Below are 21,021 nucleotides of genomic sequence, written 5' to 3'. Positions count from 1 at the left end.
CTTTCCGGACAGGCGGCGTGCCGGGGACGCTCAGGCCGTGGCGCGTTCCTCGCGGACGCCCCAGAGCAGGCAGAAGCCCAGCACCAGGAAGAACAGCACGCAGGCCACGCCGAGCCGGTTGGAGCCGGTCGACGTCGTGATGACGCCAATCGCGAACGGCGCCATCCAGGCGGTGGCGCGGCCCGACAGGGCGAACAGACCGAAAAACTCGCCGCTCATGCTCTCGGGGGCGAGCCGGCCGACAAGAGTGCGGCTGGCTGCCTGCATCGGCCCCATGCAGAAGCCCAGCAGCAGGGCGAAGGCCATGAACACCTTTTCCTGCAGCGAGCCGAACAGCGGGCGGTTGGGCACCAGCTCGCCGGCCGGCACCAAGAACAGCACGCGATCGTCGCTGACGCCGACGATACCCAGGGTGGCGATGATGACGCCAAGGATGGCCAGCTGCACCGTGCGCTTGCTGCCGATATGGTCGTCGAGCCTGCCGCCCAGGAAGGCTCCGGGAATCGCGAACACGGTGAGGATGATGCCGAAGATGCCGAGCGTCACCGTGCTCCAGCCGAACGTCGCGGCGGCATAGACGCCGCCGAAGGCGATGATGGCGGCAAGCCCGTCATTGTAGAGCATGAAGGCGATGAGATAGCGCAGCGCATTCTTGAAATGGCCGAGCCGCCTCACCGTGTGAACGAGCGCCAGGCCGCCGTTCTTCGCCGCGCCCAGCAACGACACGTTGCGCCTGGCCATGTCGGGCGTGAACAGGAACATCGGGATCACGAACACCGCGAGCCACAGCGCCGACGCAGGACCGACCAGGCGCTCGAGCTCGTTTGTCCTGGCATCGAGCCCGAACAGCGGCTGGTCGTTGGTCGCCGCCAGGCCGAAGATCGACGGCATGCTGACCGTCAGCACGATGAACAGCGAGATCAGCCCGCCGCAATAGCCGAGTCCCCAGCCCAGGCCGCTCAGCCAGCCCATGCGCTGCGGCCGCACGATGTTGGGCAGCTGCGCGTTGTTGAACACGATCGACATCTCGGCGCCGATGGTGGCGACGACGACCGCCCAGCTGATCGGGCCGACCAGGTCGGGCCGGCCGGGATAGGCCCACCACAGGGCGCCGCAACCGAGCCCGAGCAGCAGCTGGAAGGCGAAGATGTACGGCTTGCGCCGCCCGCCGGCGTCGGCCATGGCGCCGAGAAAGGGGCTCATCAGCGCGATCAGCACGCCCGCGGTCGATTGCGTGAAGGCCCACGCCGCCTGACCCTTCACCGGATCGCCGACCATGACGTTGGCGAAGTAGGGCGCGAAGATGAAGGTGGTGACGATGGTGAAGAACGGCTGGTTGGCCCAGTCGAACAGCGCCCAGCTCAGCTGGCCGAGCTTCGAGGCCTCCGCGCGGGGCTCAGTCGAGTGGCCGGCGATCACAGGATGCGTACCAGGGAATGCCGCCGAGCCGCCGTAACCAGGCGCTGATCGTGAGTGAGGAGGGAGGCATCGAGCGCCTCTGCCAGCGCCAGGTAGACGGCATCGTAGGCGCTGAGATTGTTTCGGAGCCCCCACACACGAGACAGAAGGCCATCGTGCGCGTGCCGGGAGATCGGGAAGGCAAAGAGATCGGCAAGCGCCTCCTTTCCGCGCTCCGGCTCGATTTCTCCCGTCAGCGCATAACGGCGAAGGACTTGCGTGACCTCAATGTCGATCAGATGGGGCGCATGCAGGCTTCGTCCCGACTCTATCAGCTTTTGCCTGACGACCTGAGCCGAGGCCGTGCGCAGCAGAAGCTCGATCAGTGCCGAAGCGTCGACGACGATCACTGACTGTCACGCTCGGCGCGAACCGCACGGACCGGATCAAGGGAGGCGCTGACCGCAGAACGTCGCTCCAATCGCGCGAGCATTTCCTCGAGCGTCGGTCGCTCTGCAACCTCGCGGATCTGCTGCAGCAGATAGTCCGACAACGACATTCCAGCGAGCGCCGCTCGCGACTTGAGACGACGGTGCAGCGCATCCGGCACATTGCGAATCTGGATCATGGCTGACATGCGAAATTGATAGTTACATGTGCAGCACATGTCAACGTCAGCTCTTGATGACCCGCCGCTGCAGTTGCCGGATGGCGTCCCGGTTGGTCGGCGAGAAGACCTTGGCCATCGCCTCCTGCCACGGCAGCCAGAGCTGCGCCGAGTGCTCGGCCGGATCGAGGGTGGCGACGGTCGCGCTGTCGACCAGGAAGCCGAAGACATGCTCGGTGTTGTGCGTCACGTCGGGCGCGTAGCGGGCGCGCCATTGCGGCCAGATCTCGTAGCGGTTGGTGAGCCGCCAGTCGCTGAGCGTGCCCTGGGTGAGGCCGGTCTCCTCGAGGAGCTCGCGTTCGGCCGTGGCGCGCAAGTCGATATCATCCGGCTCGCACGAGCCGGTCACCGATTGCCAGAAGCCGGGTTGCGCGGCGCGCTCCAGCAGCAGCACGTCGAGCCGCGCCGTGTGGACCACCACCAGGACGGATTGGGGGATCTTGAACGCCATGGCGCAGCATAGCCGGAACATTGACTCCCCGCCCTCCACGGCTATGGTCCGCCGGCGATTTTGCGAGGAGTTGACACAACTCATGTTCCTCTCCCCCGCTAGGGGAAGAGGAACATGATTCTGTTACGGGGGAGCGATGAGCAAAGGGCTGGAGGCCGCCATCGATGCGGCATGGGAAGCGCGCGACGGCATCAACAGCGGCACCAAGGGCGAGGTCCGCGACGCGGTCGAGGCGGCGATCGCCGGGCTGGACGACGGCACCTATCGCACGGCCGAGAAGTTCGGCGACGACTGGGTGGTCCGCCAGTGGCTGAAGAAGGCCGTGCTGCTCTCCTTCCGGCTCTATGATTCTGTGCCGATGGACGGCGGCGCAAGCTTTCCCGGCATGGGCAGCGCGCCGTGGTTCGACAAGGTGCCGCTCAAGACCACGGGCTGGGACGCCAACCGCTTCGCCAAGGCGGGCTTCCGCGCCGTGCCGGGCTCGGTGGTGCGCCGCGGCTCCTACGTGGCGCCGTCGGTCGTGCTGATGCCGTCGTTCGTCAATCTCGGCGCCTATGTCGACAGCGGCACCATGGTCGACACCTGGGCGACGGTCGGCTCGTGCGCCCAGATCGGCAAGAACTGCCACCTGTCGGGCGGCGTCGGCATCGGCGGCGTGCTCGAGCCGCTGCAGGCCAACCCGGTAATCGTCGAGGACAATTGCTTCATCGGCGCGCGTTCCGAGGTGGTCGAGGGCGTGATCGTCGGCACCGGCGCGGTGCTGTCGATGGGCGTGTTCATAAGCGCCACCACCAAGGTGGTCGATCGCGCGACCGGCCAGATCCATGTCGGCAAGGTGCCGCCCTACTCGGTGGTCGTGCCGGGCAATATTGGCGGCGGTCCTGACCGGCCCTCGACCTACTGCGCCGTGATCGTGAAGACGGTCGACGAGCGCACCCGCTCCAAGACCTCGATCAACGAGCTGCTGCGCGACTGATTGGCCGCTCTTTTGGGCCGCGGGCGTCTCGCCCGCCCGTGAATCACGAGGCGGGCGAGGCGCCCACGATCCGCGAGACCATGATCCGGCTGCTCTAAGCCCGATGCCGCTCCCACTCCGGGCGCGCCTTGATATGGGCGTGCTCCTTGGCCATCAGCTTGGCCACACGCTCGGGCGCGAAACCGATGTCGAGCAGTCCATGATGGGCGTTGGCCACCTCGCGGTACTCGGCGATCTTGCCGTCGCTCAGGGTCATGATCGACACGCCGTCGAAGCCGACTCGCTTACCCTTGGCCTCAGGCAAGGTCGAAATGTAGCTGAACGTGTAGTAGGCGTAGAGCGTCTTGCCGTCGGTCACTGGCCGGAACATGTCCCACCGGAAGTCGCGGGCGGTACGGAAGAACCGGTCGTCGATCAGCTCGGCGATTCTCGCGTGGCCCTTGAAGGCGCCGTAGAACACGTCGTGATAGACGCCATCCTCGGTGAACAGGCGAGCGAGGCCCGGGCCATCGTGGCGTTCCACGGCGGAACAGAATTCCTTTAGCAGCCCGACTGCATCCATGATTGGCCCTCCCGGAGTTGCCGCAATCATGACTAAACTGCTCAAACCGGCAAGAGTGGCGAGATCGGGCAATACCGGCAGGGGAGACTGAGGCATGAGCTTCTGGATCATCGTTGGCGTCCTCGCGCTGGTCGGCGTGTGGCTGATCGCGATCTACAATGGCCTGGTCGGCAGCCGGAACCAGGCGAAGACTGCGTGGAGCCAGATCGACGTGCAGCTCAAGCGGCGCCACGATCTCATTCCCAACCTGGTGCAGGTCGTGAAGGACGCCATGGGCTACGAGCAGGAGACGCTCACCAAGGTGGTGCAGGCGCGCAATGCCGCCGCCGCCGCGACCGGTCCAGCGCAATCCGGCCCGGCCGAAGCGGCGCTGAGCGCGGCCACACGCGGCTTGTTCGCCCTGGTCGAGAGCTATCCGCAGCTCAAGGCCAACGACAACATCAAGCAGCTGCAGGAAGAGCTGACGACGACCGAGAACAAGATCGCCTTCGCGCGCCAGTTCTACAACGATTCGGTCAATGGCTATAACACGCGCATCCAGAGCTTCCCCGCAGTGGTGGCCGCGGCGTCGCTCGGCTTCCATGAGATGGAGCTGTTCAACATGCCGGAAGCCGAGCGCGAGGTGCCGAAGGTGGCGCTGAGGTGAGCACGACGCCGGCTCGAACAAAACGACCTCATCCTGAAAAGCCGCGCGCAGCGCGGCATCTCGAAGGATGGGGCTCAGACACCGTGCTGGTTGCCCATCCTTCGAGACGGCCGCTTCGCGGCCTCCTCAGGATGAGGTGGTTTGGGTTGCCCTAGAACCAACAGCAGGCAGGGCCGCCCATGACTACCACCGCCACCACCGACTTCATCGCCGCGCAGCGCGTCAACCGGCGCAACACGCTGGTGTTGCTGGCAGCGCTCACGGGAGTCGCCGCGCTCACCGGCTATGTCGCCGGCTGGGCGCTCGAGGGCGAGGTCACCGACCACGTGCCTCTGTGGAGCGGAGCGGGCCTGGTATTGGCCGCCCTGCTGGCCGGCGTCAGCGTCGTGTGGAGCCTGATCTCGCTGGTCATCGGTGACCGGCTGGTGCTCGGCATGGCCAACGCCGGGCCGATCAGCAAGGAGGATGCCCCGCAGCTCTACAACGTGGTCGAGGAGATCTCGATCGCCGCCGGCCAGCCGATGCCGAAGGTGATGGTGCTGGAGACGGACGCGCTCAATGCCTTCGCCACCGGCAACCGGGTCGGCAACGGCACCATCGCGGTGACGCGCGGACTGCTCGACACGCTCGATCGCGACGAGCTGCAGGGCGTGGTGGCGCACGAGATGGCCCATCTTGCCAATCTCGATACGCGCTACATGGTGGTGGTGGGCGTCACGGTCGGCCTGATCGCCCTGGTCTGCGACATGCTGCTCAGGACCATGGCGTGGGGCAGCTCCGGCCGCAGCAGCAGCAGCGACAAAAAAAGCTCGGGCGGCGGCCTGCTGATCATCCTGCTGATCGTCGTCGCCATCGTGGCGCCGCTCGCCGCCAAGGCGGTGCAGATGGCGGTGTCGCGCCAGCGCGAGTATCTTGCCGACGCCACATCAGTGCAGTTCACCCGCAATCCCAACGGCCTGATCTCCGCGCTCGGCAAGCTCGCCGACAAGGCCGCGCCCTTCCCCGGAGCGAGCCGTGCCACCCAGCACCTCTTCATCGTCAACCCGCTCAAGACCTTCACCAAGAAGTCGTCGGCGCTCTTGGCCACCCATCCCGATACGGCGGATCGCATCGCTCGCCTGCGCAATCTGGGCGGCTGATCTCGGCGCCGCGGCTGCCTTCGACCTGCAGGGCCATCGCGGGGCGCGCGGGCTCGCCCCGGAGAACACGCTCGCCGCCTTCCGCACCGCCATGGCGCAGGGCGTCACGACGCTCGAGACCGATCTCGCCGTCACCAGCGACGGTGTCCTGGTGATCAGCCACGACCCGATGCTCAATCCCGACCTGGTGCGCGGACCCGACGGCAAGTGGCTGGCGACGGCGGGGCCGGCGATCCGCACGCTGAGCGCGGCCGACCTGGCCAAGTACGACATCGGCCGGACCAATCCCGAGAGCCGCTACGGCAAGCAGTTCCCCGAGCAGAAGCCGGCCGACGGCGAACGCATTCCGACGCTCGCACAGGTCTTCGCCCTGGGTGGGCCGGCGACGCGCCTCAACATCGAGATCAAGACCGATCCGACGAAGCCCGATCTCACGCTCGATCCCGAGCGCTTCGCCGATCTCGTCGTCAAGGAAGTGCGCGGCGCCAAGGCCGATGACCGCACCACCATCCAGTCGTTCGATTGGCGTGGCCTGCTGGCAGCGCGCCGACTCGCCCCCGACATCGCCACGGCCTGCCTCTCGATCGAGAGCAACACCATGGACACGGTGCGCCGCGCCGAAAGCCGGCCCTCGCCGTGGCTGGGCGGCCTCGACCTGCAGGCCCACGGCGGCTCGCTGCCGCGCCTGGCCAAGGCGGCAGGCTGCGCCGTGTGGTCGCCGTTCTGGCGCAACGTCACCGCCGAGGCGGTGAAGGAGGCGCAGGGGCTGGGCCTGAAGGTGATCCCGTGGACGGTCAACGACCCCGCCGAGATGGCCCGGCTCATTGCCCTCGGTGTCGACGGGATGATCACCGACTATCCCGATCGCGCCCAGGCGGTGCTGAAGGCGAAGTAGCGTTGGGTCTTACCGCGTCATGTAGTCGTAGGAGGCGAGCACGTGCGTGCGCACGATGTGGAGGAACTCCTCCACGTCGACGTGCTCGTCATGAGAGCCCATGCCGTTGGGGAAGGGGCCGTAGACGCACGTGGGTATGTTGCGATAGCGCCACAGGCGCGCATCGGTGCCGCCGAGGCTGACGATCGGCGTCGGCCGGAAGCCGCGCAGCTCCTGCACGGTGCTCTGCACGATCTCGATGATGTCGCAGCCGGGGTCGACCCAGGAGGGAAGGTTGCAGTTCGTCTCCTTCACCGTGGCGTCGGGGAAGCCCTTCAGGATCTTCTCGACCTCGGCCAGCACGCGCTCGCGCGTCACGCCGAGCGGCAGGCGGATGTCGGTCTCGAACACGGCGCTCGACGGCACCATGTTGACCTTCACGCCGCCCTTGATGGTGCCGATGTTGAGCGTGACCTTGTCGACGATGTCGCCCGCGCCCTTGCCCATCGCGCGATCCATCGTGGCGCGGCCGGCATCGATGCCGCGCATGATGTTGTCGGAGAGCTCGGGCTCGATCGCCGTCACGTCCTCGAGACGCGCGGCGAGGGCCATGGCGATCTTGGTGGCGCTCGCCGTGGCGTGCGTGTAGGCGCCGTGCGCGCCCGCCGTCCGCACGGTGAACTCGAGCCACAGCGGGCCCTTCTCGCCGAAGCGCACGCTGAAGGGGCTCGACGGCTCGCCGTTGAGCAGCGCGTCGCCGTGCACCTCGGGGTGATGCTCCATGAGGTAGCGCGCGCCATAGGGACCGAAGGTCTCCTCGTCGGAAACCGCGGTGAGGGTGAGCCGCCCCTTGAGGCGGTCCTTGATCCGGGACAGATAGATATAGGTCCAGATCGACGCCGAGGTGCCACACTTCATGTCGGCCGCGCCGCGGCCATAGACCTTGCCGTCGACGAGCTCGCCGCCCCACGGATCCCTGGTCCATCCGAGGCCGTCGTCGGCCACGGGAAACACGTCGATGTGGCCGTTGAGCACGAGATGCTTGCCGGGCTGGCCGGCCTCGAAGGTCGCGACGATGTTCGGCATCTCGGGATGGGGCGAGATGATGCGATAGTCGAGGCCGCGGGCCTCGAGCTCGCCGGTGAGGAAGTCGGCTGTCGAGCGCGTGTCGCCCGGCGGGTTCGGGCCCTTGCAGCGCACGAACGCCCTCAGGAAGGCGACCAGCGTGTCGCGATCCTCGTCGATCCAGGCCTTCAACTGCTCGCGATCACTCTTTGCCACGTTCGGTCTCCATTGCGCTTGCACAGAAGAATTCAGCCACAGATGAACACAGATGCACACAGATCATGAGAGTGGAAAGCGGTGCTCGCGACAGACGTGGAGACTTGTTCCGGCAGCCAGCCAGGACGTCCCGAGTCATATCAAGCATCTGTGTTCATCTGTGTTCATCTGTGGCTAATGCTTTCAGTGCAGCGAACGACAGGCTCGGTCGCACGGCCGCTAAGGCTGCTGCCGGTTCGGCGAGCGCTGCAGGAGCTGGGTCAGGCCGAGCAGGAGGATCGAGATCAGGATCAGGAGCGTCGAGATGGCCGCAATCGTCGGATCGATCTCGTCGCGCAGCGCGTTGAACATGCGCCGGGTCAACGTGGCCTTGTCGCCGCCGGCGATGAACAGCGAGATCACGACCTCGTCGAGCGAGGTGATGAAGGCCAGGATCGCCGCCGATATCACCGAGGTCTTGATCTGCGGCAGCGTCACCGTGAGGAACGCCCAGGGACGGCTGGCGCCGAGGCTGCGCGCCACCATCTCCTGACTCATGTCGTAGCTCTTGAGACTCGAAGCGACCAGGATCACGACCAGCGGGATCGCCATCACCGAGTGCGCCAGCACGATTCCGGTGAGCGTGTTGTTGAGCCCGAGATGGGCATAGAGGAGGAAGATGCCGATCGCGATCAGGATGCCCGGAATGATCAGCGGCAGCATGAAGGTCGCATAGGCGAGCTGGGTGAAGCGCGAGCCCGAGGTGTGCATGCCATAGGCCGCGAGGGTCCCGAGCGCGGTCGAGATGATCATCGTCAGGGTGGCCGCGGTGAACGACATCGCCGTCGCGTCGCGCCACTCGATGGCGCCGAAATAGGCCTCGTACCAGCGCGTCGACCAGCCGGGCGGCGGGAACGCGAGGTAGCGCGAGTCCGAGAAGCTGAGCGGAATGACCAGCAGGCTGGGCAGGATCAGGAACAGCAGGATGAGCCCACCGAGCACGTAGAGCCACAGCCGGCCGCCGTGGGTGATCTGGGTTTCCGTCGCCGGCCGCCGCAGCATCTAGCGGCCTCCCACGATGCGGTCGAAGCCGATGAGGCGGCCGAGCGCCCACAGGATGGCGAGCGTCATGGCGAGCAGCACGACGCCGAGGGCGCTCGCGGCCCCCCAGTCCGAGTGATAGGTCACGTTGCGCTCGATCTGCATCGACCACATCATCACGCGCCCGCCGCCGAGCAACGCCGGCGTCACGTAGAAGCCCAGGCACAGCACGAAGACGATGATGATGCCGGCGAACAGACCGGGCAGCGAGAGCGGCACGAACACGTGCCAGAACGCCTGCACCGGCGAGGCGCCGAGGTTGGCTGCGGCGCGCACGTAGTCGCGGTTGATGGTGCGCATGGTGGCGTAGAGCGGCAGCACCATGAACGGCAGCATGATATGGACCATGCCGATCGTGGTGCCCGTGAAGTTGTGCATCAGCCTCAGAGGCGCCTCGATCAGGCCGATGTCCTGCAGCCAGCTGTTGACCACGCCGCGGCGCTGCAGCAGCACCAGCCAGGCGTAGCAGCGCACGAGCAGCGACGTCCAAACCGGGAACAGCACCAGCAGCAGCAGGACCGCCGCGAGCCGCGGGCGGACCTGCGAGATCAGATAGGCAAGCGGGTAGCCAAGCGCGATGCAGATGGCGGTGACCAGGAACGACAGCTCGAACGTCGACTGAAGGGTCAGGGTGTAGGTCGGGTGCAGCAGGCGTTCGTAGTGCTCGAGGGTGAAATCCGAGCCGCTGCGGAAGGAGAGCCAGAACAGCCAGGCGATCGGGGCGAGCGCAATCGCGCCGATCAGCAGGAGGCCCGGGACGGTGAGCGCCGCCAGTGCCGCCGTCTCGCCGCGCTCCCGCCGGCGGTAGGCGCCCTCGTTCGGCGCCGTCGAGGCCGACGGGTCACTCCGGCCGTTCTCGTCAGCGAGGCTGGTCGCGGTCACGGCGTGCGCTCAGCCGGAACCAGCCCAGGGACCACCATCGTGTCGCCGGCCGGAAGGCCGAGCCGTACCGGCGTGCCCGGGGCCGGCAAGGTCGGCCCGACGCTGGTCGCCGGCTGGCGGATCGCGACCTCGACGTTGTCGGGCAGGTCGACATAGAGCAGCGTGCTCTCGCCCTGGTAGACGATCTCGCGCGCTGTCCCCTCGAACAGGTTGAAGCCCTCCTCGCCGCCTCTGACGAGCCGGAGCTTCTCAGGGCGCATGACGAGAAACTGCTGACCGGACGGATGGCGTGGCGGCTCGGCCAGCTGCAACGGCCTGTCCCGATAGTGCGCAACACCGTCGCGCACCGAAACCGCCACCAGATGCGATTCGCCGATGAACTCGGCAATGAACCGGCTTTCCGGCCGCTCATAGACATCGCGCGGCTTGCCGATCTGATGGAAGCGGCCGCCGTCGATCACCGCGACGCGGTCCGACATGGTGAGCGCTTCGCGCTGGTCGTGCGTGACATAGACCGTCGTCATGCCGAGCCGCTGGTGGAGATGGCGGACCTCGATCTGCATCTCCTCCCGCAGCTTCTTGTCGAGTGCCGACAGAGGCTCGTCCATCAGCAGGATGCGCGGCTCGAAGACGATGGCGCGGGCGAGCGCGACGCGCTGGCGCTGGCCGCCCGAGAGCTGGTCGATGTTGCGCGCGCCATGCTGACCGAGCTGGACCAGCTCGAGCACCTTCTGCACGCGGTCTCCGATCTCCGCCTTGGGAACCTTGCGCAGGCGCAAGGGGTAGCCGACGTTGGCGGCGACCGTCATGTGCGGGAACAGGGCATAGTTCTGGAACACCATGCCGACGTCGCGCTTGTGCGGCGGCGTCAGCGAGACGTCGCGATCGCCGAAATGGACCTCGCCGCTGTCGGGCCGGATGAAGCCGGCAAGCACCATGAGCAGCGTCGTCTTGCCCGATCCCGAGGGCCCCAGCAGGGTGATGAACTCGCCGCTCGCGATCTCCAGGCTGACGTTGTCCAGGGCGGTGAACGCGCCGTAGGTCTTGGTGACGTTCCGGATCGAGATCGGCAGCGATATGGACAAGCTACTTCTGCAGGAAGGCGTCAAAGCGCTTCACCATCGCGTCGGCGTTGTTCACCCACCACGCATTGTCCTGCACGAAGCCCTTCTCGAAGTTTCCGGGCGAGTTCGGCAGACCGGGAAGCTTCTCCTTCGGGATGACGCCGGTGTCGTAGGCCTTCGTGTTGGACGGCGCATAGTTGATGTAGTTCGAGATGCGGGCGTTGACCTCGGGCCGCGACATGATGGCGATCGCCTTCATGGCGAGCTCCTTGTTGGGCGCACCCTTCGGGATCATCCAGCTGTCCGAGACGAGGATCTGCTCGTTGAAGGTGGTCTTGATCTTTCCGCCCTTGCCTTCGGGCTCGTTCTCGAGCGCCTGGATGCGGCCGTTCCACGCCGCCACCATGTCGACCTCGCCGTCCTTCAGCACCTGCGCCGACTGGGCGCCCGAGCTCCACCAGACGAGCACATGCGGCTTCAGCTGCTCGAGCTTCTTGAAGGCGCGGTCGACGTCGAGCGGGTAGAGCTTGTCCATCGGCACGCCGTCGGCGATCAACGCCATCTCGAGGGCATAGATGGGATGCTTGCGCACCGAGCGTTGACCGGGGAATTTCTTCGTGTCCCAGAAGTCGGCCCAGCCCGCTGGCTCCTTGCCAGGGTACGCCTTGTCGCGCCAGCCGATGGCAACCGAGTAGACGATCTGCGGCGCACAGTGCTCCGAGCGGCCGAGCGTCGTCGGGATGTCGGTCAGGGCCTTCATGGTCTCGGCGTCGAACTTCTCGAGGCGGCCTTCCTTTTCCAGGAGCGCACAGCTGTAGGCACCCTGCGTCGTCAGGTCCCAGGTCGGCTTGCCGGACGCGACCTGCGTACGCACATCGGCGAGACCGGAGGTGTTGTCCTCCTTGATGACGACGTTGAGCTCCTTCTCGACGATGCCGAACCAGGCTTCCTTCTGGGCTTTCTGGAAGGCGCCACCCCACGACGAGATGGTCAGCGTCTTCTTGTCCTGTCCCACCGCCTGCGGCGCGGCAAGCAGCAACGCCGCGCATACCAATGAGACTGCGCCACCGCATTTCCTGATCATCGCGAACCCCTTCCCCCATTGCGAAGCCAACTGATGAAGCCATTTCGCGGCACGGCCGGTCGCCCGTCAAGGCATTACGATGGCGACCCCACGCGCGCGGCGCGCGCCACGGTGCTGGGAAATTGCCCGCATCGCGCGAATGAGTCTCATGGCTGGGAGCGCGCCACTCGAGGCCGCGAACATCTTAACAGACGCTCTCCAAAGGGTCGCTGGCAGCATCAACAACCTCATCCTGGGGAGCCGCGCGAAGCGCGGCGTCTCGAAGGATGGGCCATAGAGGCGACCTTTGGTGCCCATCCTTCGCGACGCGCCCTCCGGACGCTCCTCAGGATGAGGCTATTGGTGTTGCATCAGCCCTGATGACCCCCCGGCGCATTCGCTTTGAGCTTTGACCGCTTTGGGAGCGGGTTTGCCTGTGGCGCCCCGGGTGACTAGGCTCCGCGCGCCAGCTGGCAGGGAGGGAGGGATCATGGCGCTGCACTTCGACCGTGCGGAATTCGAGAGCCGCATCGGTGCAGCGCGCAAGGCGCTCGCCGCCGACGGGCTGGACGCGCTTCTGCTGTTCGCGCAGGAGAGCCTCTACTATCTCACCGGCTTCGACACGAGCGGCTTCGTCTTCTTCCAGTGCGCGGTGCTGACGCGCGACGACGGGCCGATCACGCTGCTGACGCGGCGGCCCGATCTCGAGCAGGCGCGCCGCACCTCGATCCTCTCCGACATCCGCCTGTGGTACGACCAGGAAGGCAACGACCCGAGCCGGGAGCTTTCCGACATCCTGGCCGAAAAGGGACTGAAAGGCGCCCGCGTCGGCATCGAGATGCGCACGTTCGGGCTGACCGCCGACAAGTACGAGCTGGTCGCCAAGCGCCTCGCGGGCTGGTGCGAGCTCGCCGACGCCTCCCACATCGTCCGCACCCTGCGGCTGGTGAAGTCGCCGGCGGAGATCACCTATGTACGGCGGGCTGCGGAGCTTGCCGACCAGTCGCTCGAGGCAATGCTGGCGACGGCGCGGCCGGGGGCCTTCGAGGGCGACATCGCCGCGGCGGGCTCGGTGCCGATCCTGGCCGGCGGCGGCGACCCGCCGCCCTCCGGCCCGGTGCTCGGCTCGGGCGACCGGGCGCTGCTCATCCGCAGCGCCACCGGCTTTCGCCATCTCGACCCGGTCGACCAGCTCACCCTCGAGTTCGCCGGCAGCTACCGGCATTACTGCGCCTGCCTGATGCGCACGGTCGCCATCGGCAAGGGCAACCCGGCTCAGCGCGCGATGTTCGAGGTGACGCGCGAGGCGCTGGCGGCGATGACCGAGGCCGCCAGGCCCGCTCGCCCGCTGGGCGAGATCGACGACGCCCACCGGCAGGTCTACGACGCTGCCGGCTACGGCCATGCGCGCATGTCGGCCTGCGGCTACTCGCTGGGCGCGCTCTACCGTCCAACCTGGATGGACGTCCCGCCGATGCTCTATTCCGGCAACACGACGCCTGCCGTTCCCGGCATGGTGCTGTTCCTGCACGCCATCCTGATCGACGCGCCGAAAAGCCTCGCCATGTCGCTCGGCCACACGATCGTGCTGACGTCCGCCGGCGCGGAGGTGCTGAGCCGGATCGCACCGGAGTACACGGTGTGTAGTTGAGCGCGATGCGAACCCGCCTGGGGACTGCGCCCCATAGGCGCTAAGAGCCTGTGACGAAACAACTACTTCATTCACGAGATGAGTACTTCCAGCACTGTTGTCATCCCGAGCGCAGCGAGGGACCTTTGAGGCAGCAGGAAAGGTCCCTCGCTTATGGCGCTTGCTTCGCATGCGCCTTGCTCGGGATGACAGCGTTTTTGTCGCGCGCACCATGAATCGCTATCGGAATCTGAAGCACTCGTCGTGTCACAGGACCTAACTCTTCCCGTCGCCTCTTGGCTGGATGGCCCATGACGTCCTTCCCCCGTCTCTTCTCTCCCCTCAGGCTGCGCAACACCGAGATCCGCAATCGCATCCTCTCGACCGGCCACCAGACCTACCTCGCCAAGGGCGGGCTGCCGGGCGAGGACTTTGTCGCCTATCACGAGGCGCGGGCCAAAGGCGGTGCCGGTCTGATCGTCGTGGAGGCCGCCCGCTTCCATGCCACGGGCTTCACCGACAGCCCCGAGCTGATCGTCGCCAGCGACGATTGCATTCCCGGGCTCAAGAACCTCGCCGACAGCGTCCATCGGCATGGCGCCAGGATCTTCGGCCAGCTCTCGCATTCCGGGCGGGTGACGAAACGGCTCTCCGGCGGTCTGCGCGGCGTCGCCTACGCGCCCTCGGTCGTCCCCGACCAGCGCTTCCACACCATGCCGCGCGCCATGCCGGTGGCGCTGATCGAGGAGCTCATCGCCGAGGCCGGCAAGGCGGCACGCCGCTTCGGCGAGGCGGGCTTCGACGGCATCGAGCTGCTGGCGAGCCACGGGCTGCTGATCTCGGACTTCCTCAATCCCCGCAACAACCAGCGCACCGACGCCTACGGTGGCAGCTTCGAGAACCGGCTGCGCTTTCTCACCGACCTCCTGGCGGTGGTCCGCAACGGCCTGGGTGACGGCCCCGTGCTCGGCATGCGCATCTCTGCCGAGGAGGTGGAGCCGGGCGGCCTCGACAAGGACGAGGTGATCGCGATCTGCCAGGCGCTGAAGGCGAAGCGGGCGATCGACTACGTCAACACCACCATGGGCTCGATGCAGGGCCTCGGCGGCTCGGTGCACGTCGTTCCGCCGATGGAACTCCCGCACGCCTACGTGGCGCCGAAGGCCGGCACCTTGCGCGCGGCCGTCGGCCTGCCCGTGTTCGTTGCCGGCCGCATCAACCAGCCGCAGATCGCCGAGGCGGTGCTCGCCGCGGGACAGGCCGACATGTGCGGCATGACGCGGGCGATGATCGCGGACCCCGAGATGCCCAGCAAGGCCCGTACGGGCCGCCTCGACGACATCCGCGCCTGCATCGCCTGCAACCAGGCCTGCATCGGGCACTACCACATGGGCGTCGGCATCTCCTGTATCCAGAACCCGGTGACCGGGCGCGAGCGCACGCTGGGCATCACCACGAAGTCCAACACGCCGCGGCGCATTCTCGTCGCGGGCGGCGGCCCGGCGGGCATGAAGGCAGCGCTGACGGCGGCCGAGCGCGGCCATCGCGTCACGCTCCACGAGGCCGGCCGGCGGCTCGGCGGCCAGGTGCTGCTGGCCCAGCTGTTGCCCGAACGCTCGGAGTTCGGCGGGCTCGTCACCAACCTGCAGCACGAGCTGGCGCGCGCCGGTGTCGAGGTGAGGCTCGACATGCCGGTTTCAGCCGAAACGGTCCGGCGCGAGAGCCCCGATGCCGTCATCGTCGCGACCGGCGGCCTGCCCTACCGCCCCGAGATCGAGGGCGCCGAGGACGCGCACGTGCTCGATGCCTGGGCCGTGCTCGAGGGCCGCGCCAATCCCGGCGGCCGCGTGCTGGTGGCCGACTGGCGCTGCGACTGGGTCGGCATGGGCCTCGCCGAGAAGCTCGCGCGCGAGGGCCGGCATGTCCGCCTCGCCGTCACCGGCACGAATGTCGGACAGAACCTGCAGCAGTATCTGCGCGACCATTGGGTGGGCAAGCTGCACAAGCTCGGCGTCGAGGTCATCCCCTATGCGCGGCTGTTCGGCGTCGACTCCGACACCGCCTACATGGCGCACCTCGTTACCGGCGAGCCGATCATCGCCAATGAGGTCGAGACGGTGGTGCTCGCCCTCGGCCACCGGCCAGACACGTCGCTCGAGGAAGAGCTCGCCCCGCTCGGCGTGCCGCTGCATCTCGCCGGCGACTGCCTGGCACCGCGCTCGGCCGAGGAGGCCGTCTACGAGGGCATGATGGCGGGGCTGGCGGTGTGAGATGGAGCCTGGCGCTCATCTCCGGGGTACATGCATGCACCCAAACTGCCTCGCCCTTGCATAGCATTCATCAGCCGTCCGCCGACCGAGGGCCGCTATGACGGATCGCGCCTGGAGCAGGTCCACGGTCCACCAGGTCTGAACCTGGGCAAAACGCTCGCGCACGATCCGCCGTGCCTTTCGGTCGTCCATCACCAGGTCGAGTCCGCGCGATGCCGCGATGGCGATGCATGCCGCCTCGCCATCTCCCAGCGCGTCGGCAGCCGGTGCTCCGACGATATCGAGAAACAGCCCCAGCTCGTCTCTCTCGAGTGCAACGATTGATACCCTCGCCATTCTGCGCAGGGGGCGATCAGCGGCCTCAAGAATTTCATCAGTGATGGGGTGACGCCTTGTCTTCGCGACAACCTGCTCCGGCGCATGACACGGGACCATCAGCGCGTCGAGTATCGGCTCGATCATCTCGGTCGCCAGCAGATTGATCCAGGGGCTCGTGTCGAGGACGAGACCGCTGCTCGCGCCCGGATCAGGCATGCAAGGACAGAGCCTCTTCGGTTTCGAACGGCCCCAGAGCTTCCCTCAACTCCAGCCTGTCGACGGCCAACAGGTCACACAGCTGTCCTTCCGACAGCAATTCTCGTTCGAGTGCGAGCGATGCCAGATAAGCGAGGCGGGGCTGTATGGGCGGCGACTTTGGATGCACGGCGACCTCGCCGATCACGCTGCGCTCCAGGTCGCTGGCAAAGCCCCGGTCCTGCAACGAGCCCCACGTCCCCTGGGACAGGAGACCAAGTTCCTCGAGCCGCCGGCACATTGCTTCGGAAGCAACGCCAAACTGATGGGCCAAAAGGATCAGCTGTCGGACATCGAAGCGGCTCTGCGGGCCGACAAGCTGGGTGAAACGTGCCCGCACGCCGGGCGCTGGCATCAAGAGAGCCGGCCCGAAACGCCTGGCAAAGCGCTCTTCGATCGAGAGAGAGACATCGTGCTCCTCGAGGATGTCGGCGTGCGACCGGTCGAACACGAAATGCCCGGTCTCATGGGCCGCAGTCTGTACCCGACGCTTCCAATGATGATTGGCGTTGATCAGGATGCATGCGCCGATCTCAGGATCGTATGCGTAGAGACCCGCAATCTGCGAAGGAAGCGGGCGAAAGAAGAGTCGCAGGCCGAGCTCGACTCCCAGCACGCCGATCAGATCGGGTATTGGAGCCAAGCCCACCCCGAGCCGCACCCGCAGTCCATTGGCGGCGTCCTCAGTCTGTTGGTCGACGTCTCTCGGATTGATGCGGATCGGCGGCGGATAGTCGGTTCGTAACGGCTGGTCGAGCAGTCGCTCGAGTTGCACGGCGCCCGTTGCAAGCCGGTTCAGCAGGGCCAGCGCCTCAGTCGCGGCCCGAGATGCCTCGCGCCCCTCGGCGCGCCGAAATTTGGCCGAGAGATCGACGTGGACTGCATCGGGCGACGTGAGCTTGCCGACGCTCACGCCATAGAGACGCGCCATGCCAATCAACTCTTCCGGACGAACGGCCCGTTGGCCTTTCTCGATCGCGACCAAGGTCGTTCGGGCCATCCCTAGTGAGGCCGCCGCCGTATCCTGGGTGAGATTGACGCCTGAACGCGCTGCCCGGAGCCGGTCGCCCAATTCGGCGAGAGTGGCCCCTCTCCTGGTCACAGCCGACCTACGATTTGTCGAATCCAGGATTGCTGCGGCAGAACATCAACAAAGAAGTTCCACTCGAGCTGGTGCCGGCAGAGCTTCCGAACAGGACGCGAGAGGGATGTTCGTCGATAGCGGTCATCGCGCATGCTTATTGAGATGGGACATCATTTCGACAATGTCAATTATTCATATATATTTGTATCGACATTGTCGGATCCTTCGTTCTCTTGACAGAACGAAATCTGTGTTCTGTATACAGACCATGCGACCGATCGTGCCCGAAGCTGATCTTAGCGAAAAGATCCATGACTCCGTCCTCGAAGCCATCTGCTCCGGCGAGCTGAAGGCCGGGGTGCGCATCACCCAGGAAGAGCTGGCGCAGAAGTTCGGCGTGTCGCGCCAGCCGGTGCTGCAGGCGATGATGCTGCTGCGGCGCGAGGGTTTTCTCATCGATGCCGGGCGCAAGGGCGTGTGCGTGGCGCCGCTCGACGTCCAGCATGCGCGCAATCTCTACATCGTGCGCGGCGCGCTCGACGGCGCGGCGGCGCGGCTGGCGGCGGCCAACTACACGCCGCACCTGCGCCAGCGCGGTCGCGACCTGCTCGATGTCGGTCGCCGCGCGGTGGCGAGCGGCCTCGTCCCGGCGGTGATCGAGGCCGACATCGACTTCCACCTGTTCGTCTACGAGGCTTCGGGCAATCCGCTGATCGGCGAGACCGCCCATCCGCACTGGCAGCACCTGCGGCGCGTGATGGCGGCGGCCCTGAGCGAAGCCGATCTGCGGGTCAGCGTGTGGGACGAGCACGAGGGCATCCTGCGTGCCCTCGAGGCCGGCCAGACCGCCGAAGCCGAAGCCTTGTGCCGCGGCCATGCCGAGCAGATGGCCGACATTCTCACCGGACGCCTGAAGGTCGTCATCTCGCGCGCCGCCTGAGCGCGCACCGAGGACAAGAGAGGAGGAGCGCCATGAAGCTCACTGCCGAGCAGCTCGCCCAGTTCGACGAGCAAGGATACCTGTTCTTTCCCGAGTATTTCTCTCCGGAGGAGACGCGGATCCTGAAGGCCTCGGTGCCCGAGGTGTTCGCCCAGCGCCGCCCCGAGAACGTCCGCGAAAGGACCGGCGACGTCGTGCGCACCGCCTTCGCCGTGCACACCTACCACCCGGTGTTCGAGGCGCTGGTCCACCACCCGCGCTTCGTCGAGCCGGGGCGACAAGACCTACATCCACCAGTTCAAGATCAACGGCAAAGCCGCCTTCGACGGCGACGTCTGGCAGTGGCACCAGGATTACGGCACCTGGAAGGCCGACGACGACATGCCCGAGGCGCGCGCCATGAACCTCGCCGTGTTCATCGACGAGGTGAACGAGTTCAACGGCCCGCTATGGTTCATCCCGAAGAGCCACAAGAAGGGCGCGATCGAGGCCCGCCATGATCTTACCACGACCTCGTACCCGCTCTGGGTGATCGACAACGACACCATCGCCAAGCTGGTCCGCCAGGGCGGCATCGTGGCGCCCAAGGGCGGCCCGGGCTCGGCGATCTTCTTCCACGGCACCCTGGTGCATGGCAGCCCGCCCAACATGTCGCCGTGGGACCGCCAGATCATCTACGTCACCTACAACGCCGTTTCCAACGCCATCCGCCGTTTCAAGCGGCCGGACTACATCGCCCATCGCGACTTCACGCCGATCGACGCCTGGGAGGACGATGCCGTGGCGCGCGCCGCCCGACGCAAGGCGGCGGCGGAGTAGCGCGAGGGTCAAGCTCATGGCTGGATGCGAGCGCCAAAGAACCCTCACCCTGAGGAGGCTGCGAAGCAGCCGTCTCGAAGGGTCGGCAATAGCACGGATGTTGCTACACCGCTTTTCCAACGGTCTCTCCGCAGCCCATCCTTCGAGACGGCGCTTCGCGGCCTCCTCAGGATGAGGGTATTGTTGATCCCACCGGAATTCGCGCGCGCCCCTGGCGCATCCTGAGAGGAGGAAATCCATGAGTCTCCATCGCATGCTGCTGGCGCGCGCGGCTGAAGCGAAGCCGCTGCGCATCGGCCTGATCGGCGCCGGCAAGTTCGGCGCCATGTACCTGTCGCAGATCCCGACCACGCCCGGCATCCATCTGCTGGGCATCGCCGACCTCTCGCCGCCACGGGCGCGCGAGAACCTGGCGCGGCTCGGCTGGAAGCCCGAGGTGACCGCGGCCGGCTCGTTCGCCGAGGCGCGGCGCAACGGCAACACCTGCCTGACCGACAATTGGCAGGCGCTGGTGAGCCATCCCGAGATCGACATCGTCGTCGAGGCGACCGGCGATCCGATTGCCGCGGTCGAGCACGCGCTCGAAGCTTTCCGCAACGGCAAGAGCGTGGTCATGGTGACGGTCGAGGCCGACGCCTTCTGCGGCCCGCTGCTCGCCAAGCGCGCCGCCGAAGCCGGCGTGATCTATAGCCTTGCGTATGGCGATCAGCCGGCGCTGATCTGCGAGCTGGTCGACTGGGCGCGCACCGCGGGCTTCGAGGTCACAGCGGCGGGCCGCGGCCACAAGTGGCTGCCGCACTACGCGCAGTCGACGCCGGAGACGGTGTGGAAATACTGGGGCCTCAACGAGGAGCAGGCCAGGCGCGGCGGCCTGAACCCAAAGATGTTCAACTCCTTCCTCGACGGCTCCAAGCCCGCCATCGAGAGCACGGCGGTGGCCAACGCCACCGGGCTGACGCCGGCGCCCGACGGCCTCGCCTTCCCGCCCTGCGCGGTCGAGGATCTGCCGTTCGTCATGCGGCCGGCGTCCGAAGGCGGCCAGCTGCATCACAAGGGCCAGGTCGAATGCGCGAGCTCGCTCGAACGCGACGGCCGCGCCATCCCCTACGAGATCCGCAAGGGCGTGTGGGTCGTGTTCGAGGCGGCGACCGAGTACCAGAAGAACTGCTTCGAGGAGTACATGCTGTGCACCGATCCGAGCGGGCGGTACTCGGTGATGTACAAGCGCTGGCACCTGATCGGGCTCGAGGTCGGCATGTCGGTCGCCTCGGTCGGCCTGCGCAAGGAGCCGACGGGCTGCCCGATCGGCTTCCACGCCGACGTCATCGCCACCGCCAAGCGCGACCTCAAGGCGGGCGAGATGCTCGACGGCGAGGGCGGCTACACGGTCTACGGCAAGCTGTTCCCGGCCGGCAAATCGACCGGGCTCGGCAGCCTGCCGCTCGGCCTCGCCCACAACGTCAAGCTCCTGAAACCGATCAAGGCCGGCCAGTCGCTGACCTACGCCGACGTGGCGATGGACGAGACCCTGACCGCCGTGAAGCTGCGGCGCGAGATGGAGCGGGCCTTCGCGCCGGCAGATCGGATCGCGGCGCAGTAGCGCCGCGCCCCTGGCAATCCAC

Annotated in this window: 21 protein-coding genes; 9 read left to right on the top strand and 12 right to left on the bottom strand. The window is 66.7% G+C overall.

Annotated features, from left to right (window positions below):
* Window positions 1-30: 30 nt before the first annotated feature.
* Genes ACILR9_RS21245 through nudB form a run of 4 tightly spaced genes read right to left on the bottom strand, consistent with a single transcriptional unit; the run spans window position 31 to window position 2,516 of the window.
* Window positions 31-1,419 carry an MFS transporter gene (locus ACILR9_RS21245; protein ID WP_395711954.1) on the bottom strand — a complete coding sequence of 463 codons (1,389 nt, stop codon included), beginning with the start codon at window positions 1,417-1,419 and terminating at the stop codon, window positions 31-33.
* Window positions 1,416-1,808 (bottom strand): type II toxin-antitoxin system VapC family toxin, encoded by a 393-nt coding sequence (locus ACILR9_RS21240; protein WP_395711953.1) that lies wholly within the window; start codon window positions 1,806-1,808, stop codon window positions 1,416-1,418. The genes ACILR9_RS21245 and ACILR9_RS21240 overlap by 4 nt, the downstream gene beginning before the upstream one ends.
* Window positions 1,805-2,026, bottom strand: a complete 222-nt coding sequence (locus tag ACILR9_RS21235; RefSeq protein ID WP_395711952.1) for a FitA-like ribbon-helix-helix domain-containing protein — start codon at window positions 2,024-2,026, stop codon at window positions 1,805-1,807. Before ACILR9_RS21235 ends, ACILR9_RS21240 begins: the two co-directional genes overlap by 4 nt.
* A gap of 46 nt (window positions 2,027-2,072) precedes the next feature.
* Window positions 2,073-2,516 (bottom strand): dihydroneopterin triphosphate diphosphatase, encoded by a 444-nt coding sequence (gene nudB, locus ACILR9_RS21230; RefSeq protein ID WP_395711951.1) that lies wholly within the window; start codon window positions 2,514-2,516, stop codon window positions 2,073-2,075.
* A gap of 136 nt (window positions 2,517-2,652) precedes the next feature.
* Here nudB and dapD point away from each other — a divergent pair, with 136 nt between their 5' ends.
* Window positions 2,653-3,492 (top strand): 2,3,4,5-tetrahydropyridine-2,6-dicarboxylate N-succinyltransferase, encoded by an 840-nt coding sequence (gene dapD / locus ACILR9_RS21225; RefSeq protein WP_395711950.1) that lies wholly within the window; start codon window positions 2,653-2,655, stop codon window positions 3,490-3,492.
* A 94-nt stretch (window positions 3,493-3,586) separates the two neighbouring features.
* Here dapD and ACILR9_RS21220 read toward each other — a convergent pair whose 3' ends face one another.
* Window positions 3,587-4,054: a nuclear transport factor 2 family protein gene (locus ACILR9_RS21220; RefSeq protein WP_395711949.1), complete on the bottom strand. Its 468-nt coding sequence runs from the start codon at window positions 4,052-4,054 to the stop codon at window positions 3,587-3,589.
* 94 nt (window positions 4,055-4,148) lie between these two features.
* On the opposite strand from ACILR9_RS21220, the gene ACILR9_RS21215 reads away from it, so the two are divergent.
* From ACILR9_RS21215 to ACILR9_RS21205, 3 genes are all read left to right on the top strand, one after another.
* Window positions 4,149-4,700 (top strand): LemA family protein, encoded by a 552-nt coding sequence (locus tag ACILR9_RS21215; protein ID WP_395711948.1) that lies wholly within the window; start codon window positions 4,149-4,151, stop codon window positions 4,698-4,700.
* A 179-nt stretch (window positions 4,701-4,879) separates the two neighbouring features.
* On the top strand, window positions 4,880-5,839 hold the full coding sequence (locus ACILR9_RS21210; RefSeq protein ID WP_395711947.1) for a M48 family metallopeptidase: 960 nt from the start codon (window positions 4,880-4,882) through the stop codon (window positions 5,837-5,839).
* Window positions 5,790-6,734, top strand: coding sequence for a glycerophosphodiester phosphodiesterase (locus ACILR9_RS21205; protein ID WP_395712012.1), 945 nt, complete (start codon window positions 5,790-5,792; stop codon window positions 6,732-6,734). The genes ACILR9_RS21210 and ACILR9_RS21205 overlap by 50 nt, the downstream gene beginning before the upstream one ends.
* Before the next feature lie 9 nt (window positions 6,735-6,743).
* Here the strand turns inward: ACILR9_RS21205 and ACILR9_RS21200 are convergent, their stop codons facing one another.
* From ACILR9_RS21200 to ACILR9_RS21180, 5 genes are all read right to left on the bottom strand, one after another.
* Window positions 6,744-7,994, bottom strand: a complete 1,251-nt coding sequence (locus ACILR9_RS21200) for a M20/M25/M40 family metallo-hydrolase (RefSeq protein WP_395711946.1) — start codon at window positions 7,992-7,994, stop codon at window positions 6,744-6,746.
* Window positions 7,995-8,213: 219 nt separating this feature from the next.
* Window positions 8,214-9,035 (bottom strand): ABC transporter permease, encoded by an 822-nt coding sequence (locus ACILR9_RS21195; RefSeq protein WP_395711945.1) that lies wholly within the window; start codon window positions 9,033-9,035, stop codon window positions 8,214-8,216.
* Window positions 9,036-9,956, bottom strand: a complete 921-nt coding sequence (locus tag ACILR9_RS21190) for an ABC transporter permease (protein ID WP_395711944.1) — start codon at window positions 9,954-9,956, stop codon at window positions 9,036-9,038. It lies immediately after the preceding gene.
* Complete coding sequence (locus ACILR9_RS21185; protein WP_395711943.1) at window positions 9,953-11,041, bottom strand: ABC transporter ATP-binding protein; 1,089 nt, start codon at window positions 11,039-11,041, stop codon at window positions 9,953-9,955. The genes ACILR9_RS21190 and ACILR9_RS21185 overlap by 4 nt, the downstream gene beginning before the upstream one ends.
* A 1-nt stretch (window position 11,042) precedes the next feature.
* Entirely contained in the window at window positions 11,043-12,104 is a 1,062-nt protein-coding gene (locus ACILR9_RS21180) for an ABC transporter substrate-binding protein (protein ID WP_395711942.1), read from the bottom strand.
* A gap of 469 nt (window positions 12,105-12,573) precedes the next feature.
* On the opposite strand from ACILR9_RS21180, the gene ACILR9_RS21175 reads away from it, so the two are divergent.
* The gene (locus ACILR9_RS21175; RefSeq protein WP_395711941.1) at window positions 12,574-13,734 is read left to right on the top strand and encodes a M24 family metallopeptidase; all 1,161 of its coding nucleotides are present in this window, start codon (window positions 12,574-12,576) and stop codon (window positions 13,732-13,734) included.
* Between the two features lie 290 nt (window positions 13,735-14,024).
* On the top strand, window positions 14,025-15,983 hold the full coding sequence (locus ACILR9_RS21170) for an FAD-dependent oxidoreductase (RefSeq protein ID WP_395711940.1): 1,959 nt from the start codon (window positions 14,025-14,027) through the stop codon (window positions 15,981-15,983).
* Between the two features lie 15 nt (window positions 15,984-15,998).
* Here the strand turns inward: ACILR9_RS21170 and ACILR9_RS21165 are convergent, their stop codons facing one another.
* Together ACILR9_RS21165 and ACILR9_RS21160 are read right to left on the bottom strand one after the other, a co-directional pair.
* Window positions 15,999-16,517 (bottom strand): hypothetical protein, encoded by a 519-nt coding sequence (locus tag ACILR9_RS21165; protein ID WP_395711939.1) that lies wholly within the window; start codon window positions 16,515-16,517, stop codon window positions 15,999-16,001.
* Entirely contained in the window at window positions 16,510-17,658 is a 1,149-nt protein-coding gene (locus ACILR9_RS21160; RefSeq protein WP_395711938.1) for a helix-turn-helix domain-containing protein, read from the bottom strand. The genes ACILR9_RS21165 and ACILR9_RS21160 overlap by 8 nt, the downstream gene beginning before the upstream one ends.
* A gap of 250 nt (window positions 17,659-17,908) precedes the next feature.
* On the opposite strand from ACILR9_RS21160, the gene ACILR9_RS21155 reads away from it, so the two are divergent.
* From ACILR9_RS21155 to ACILR9_RS21145, 3 genes are all read left to right on the top strand, one after another.
* Window positions 17,909-18,580: a GntR family transcriptional regulator gene (locus ACILR9_RS21155; protein ID WP_395711937.1), complete on the top strand. Its 672-nt coding sequence runs from the start codon at window positions 17,909-17,911 to the stop codon at window positions 18,578-18,580.
* Window positions 18,581-18,868: 288 nt separating this feature from the next.
* The gene (locus tag ACILR9_RS21150) at window positions 18,869-19,399 is read left to right on the top strand and encodes a phytanoyl-CoA dioxygenase family protein (RefSeq protein ID WP_395712011.1); all 531 of its coding nucleotides are present in this window, start codon (window positions 18,869-18,871) and stop codon (window positions 19,397-19,399) included.
* A gap of 238 nt (window positions 19,400-19,637) precedes the next feature.
* Window positions 19,638-20,999, top strand: coding sequence for an NAD(P)H-dependent oxidoreductase (locus tag ACILR9_RS21145; protein WP_395711936.1), 1,362 nt, complete (start codon window positions 19,638-19,640; stop codon window positions 20,997-20,999).
* The last annotated feature ends 22 nt before the right edge of the window (window positions 21,000-21,021 follow it).

Origin of the sequence: Reyranella sp. (assembly GCF_044224635.1) — a bacterium.
Classification (GTDB): Bacteria; Pseudomonadota; Alphaproteobacteria; order Reyranellales; family Reyranellaceae; genus Reyranella.
The sequence above is the reverse complement of the archived record's forward strand: the minus strand, read 5'-3'. Positions and strand labels throughout refer to the sequence as shown.

Excerpts from the sequence above, each read along its gene's own strand:
- ACILR9_RS21170 (WP_395711940.1), top strand. The coding sequence starts at position 14,025 with ATGACGTCCTTCCCCCGTCTCTTCTCTCCCCTCAGGCTGCGCAACACC.
- ACILR9_RS21180 (WP_395711942.1), bottom strand. The coding sequence starts at position 12,104 with ATGATCAGGAAATGCGGTGGCGCAGTCTCATTGGTATGCGCGGCGTTG.
- ACILR9_RS21145 (WP_395711936.1), top strand. The coding sequence starts at position 19,638 with ATGAGTCTCCATCGCATGCTGCTGGCGCGCGCGGCTGAAGCGAAGCCG.
- ACILR9_RS21220 (WP_395711949.1), bottom strand. The coding sequence starts at position 4,054 with ATGGATGCAGTCGGGCTGCTAAAGGAATTCTGTTCCGCCGTGGAACGC.
- ACILR9_RS21235 (WP_395711952.1), bottom strand. The coding sequence starts at position 2,026 with ATGATCCAGATTCGCAATGTGCCGGATGCGCTGCACCGTCGTCTCAAG.
- ACILR9_RS21215 (WP_395711948.1), top strand. The coding sequence starts at position 4,149 with ATGAGCTTCTGGATCATCGTTGGCGTCCTCGCGCTGGTCGGCGTGTGG.
- ACILR9_RS21195 (WP_395711945.1), bottom strand. The coding sequence starts at position 9,035 with ATGCTGCGGCGGCCGGCGACGGAAACCCAGATCACCCACGGCGGCCGG.
- dapD (WP_395711950.1), top strand. The coding sequence starts at position 2,653 with ATGAGCAAAGGGCTGGAGGCCGCCATCGATGCGGCATGGGAAGCGCGC.
- ACILR9_RS21165 (WP_395711939.1), bottom strand. The coding sequence starts at position 16,517 with ATGCCTGATCCGGGCGCGAGCAGCGGTCTCGTCCTCGACACGAGCCCC.
- ACILR9_RS21175 (WP_395711941.1), top strand. The coding sequence starts at position 12,574 with ATGGCGCTGCACTTCGACCGTGCGGAATTCGAGAGCCGCATCGGTGCA.
- ACILR9_RS21155 (WP_395711937.1), top strand. The coding sequence starts at position 17,909 with ATGCGACCGATCGTGCCCGAAGCTGATCTTAGCGAAAAGATCCATGAC.
- ACILR9_RS21210 (WP_395711947.1), top strand. The coding sequence starts at position 4,880 with ATGACTACCACCGCCACCACCGACTTCATCGCCGCGCAGCGCGTCAAC.
- nudB (WP_395711951.1), bottom strand. The coding sequence starts at position 2,516 with ATGGCGTTCAAGATCCCCCAATCCGTCCTGGTGGTGGTCCACACGGCG.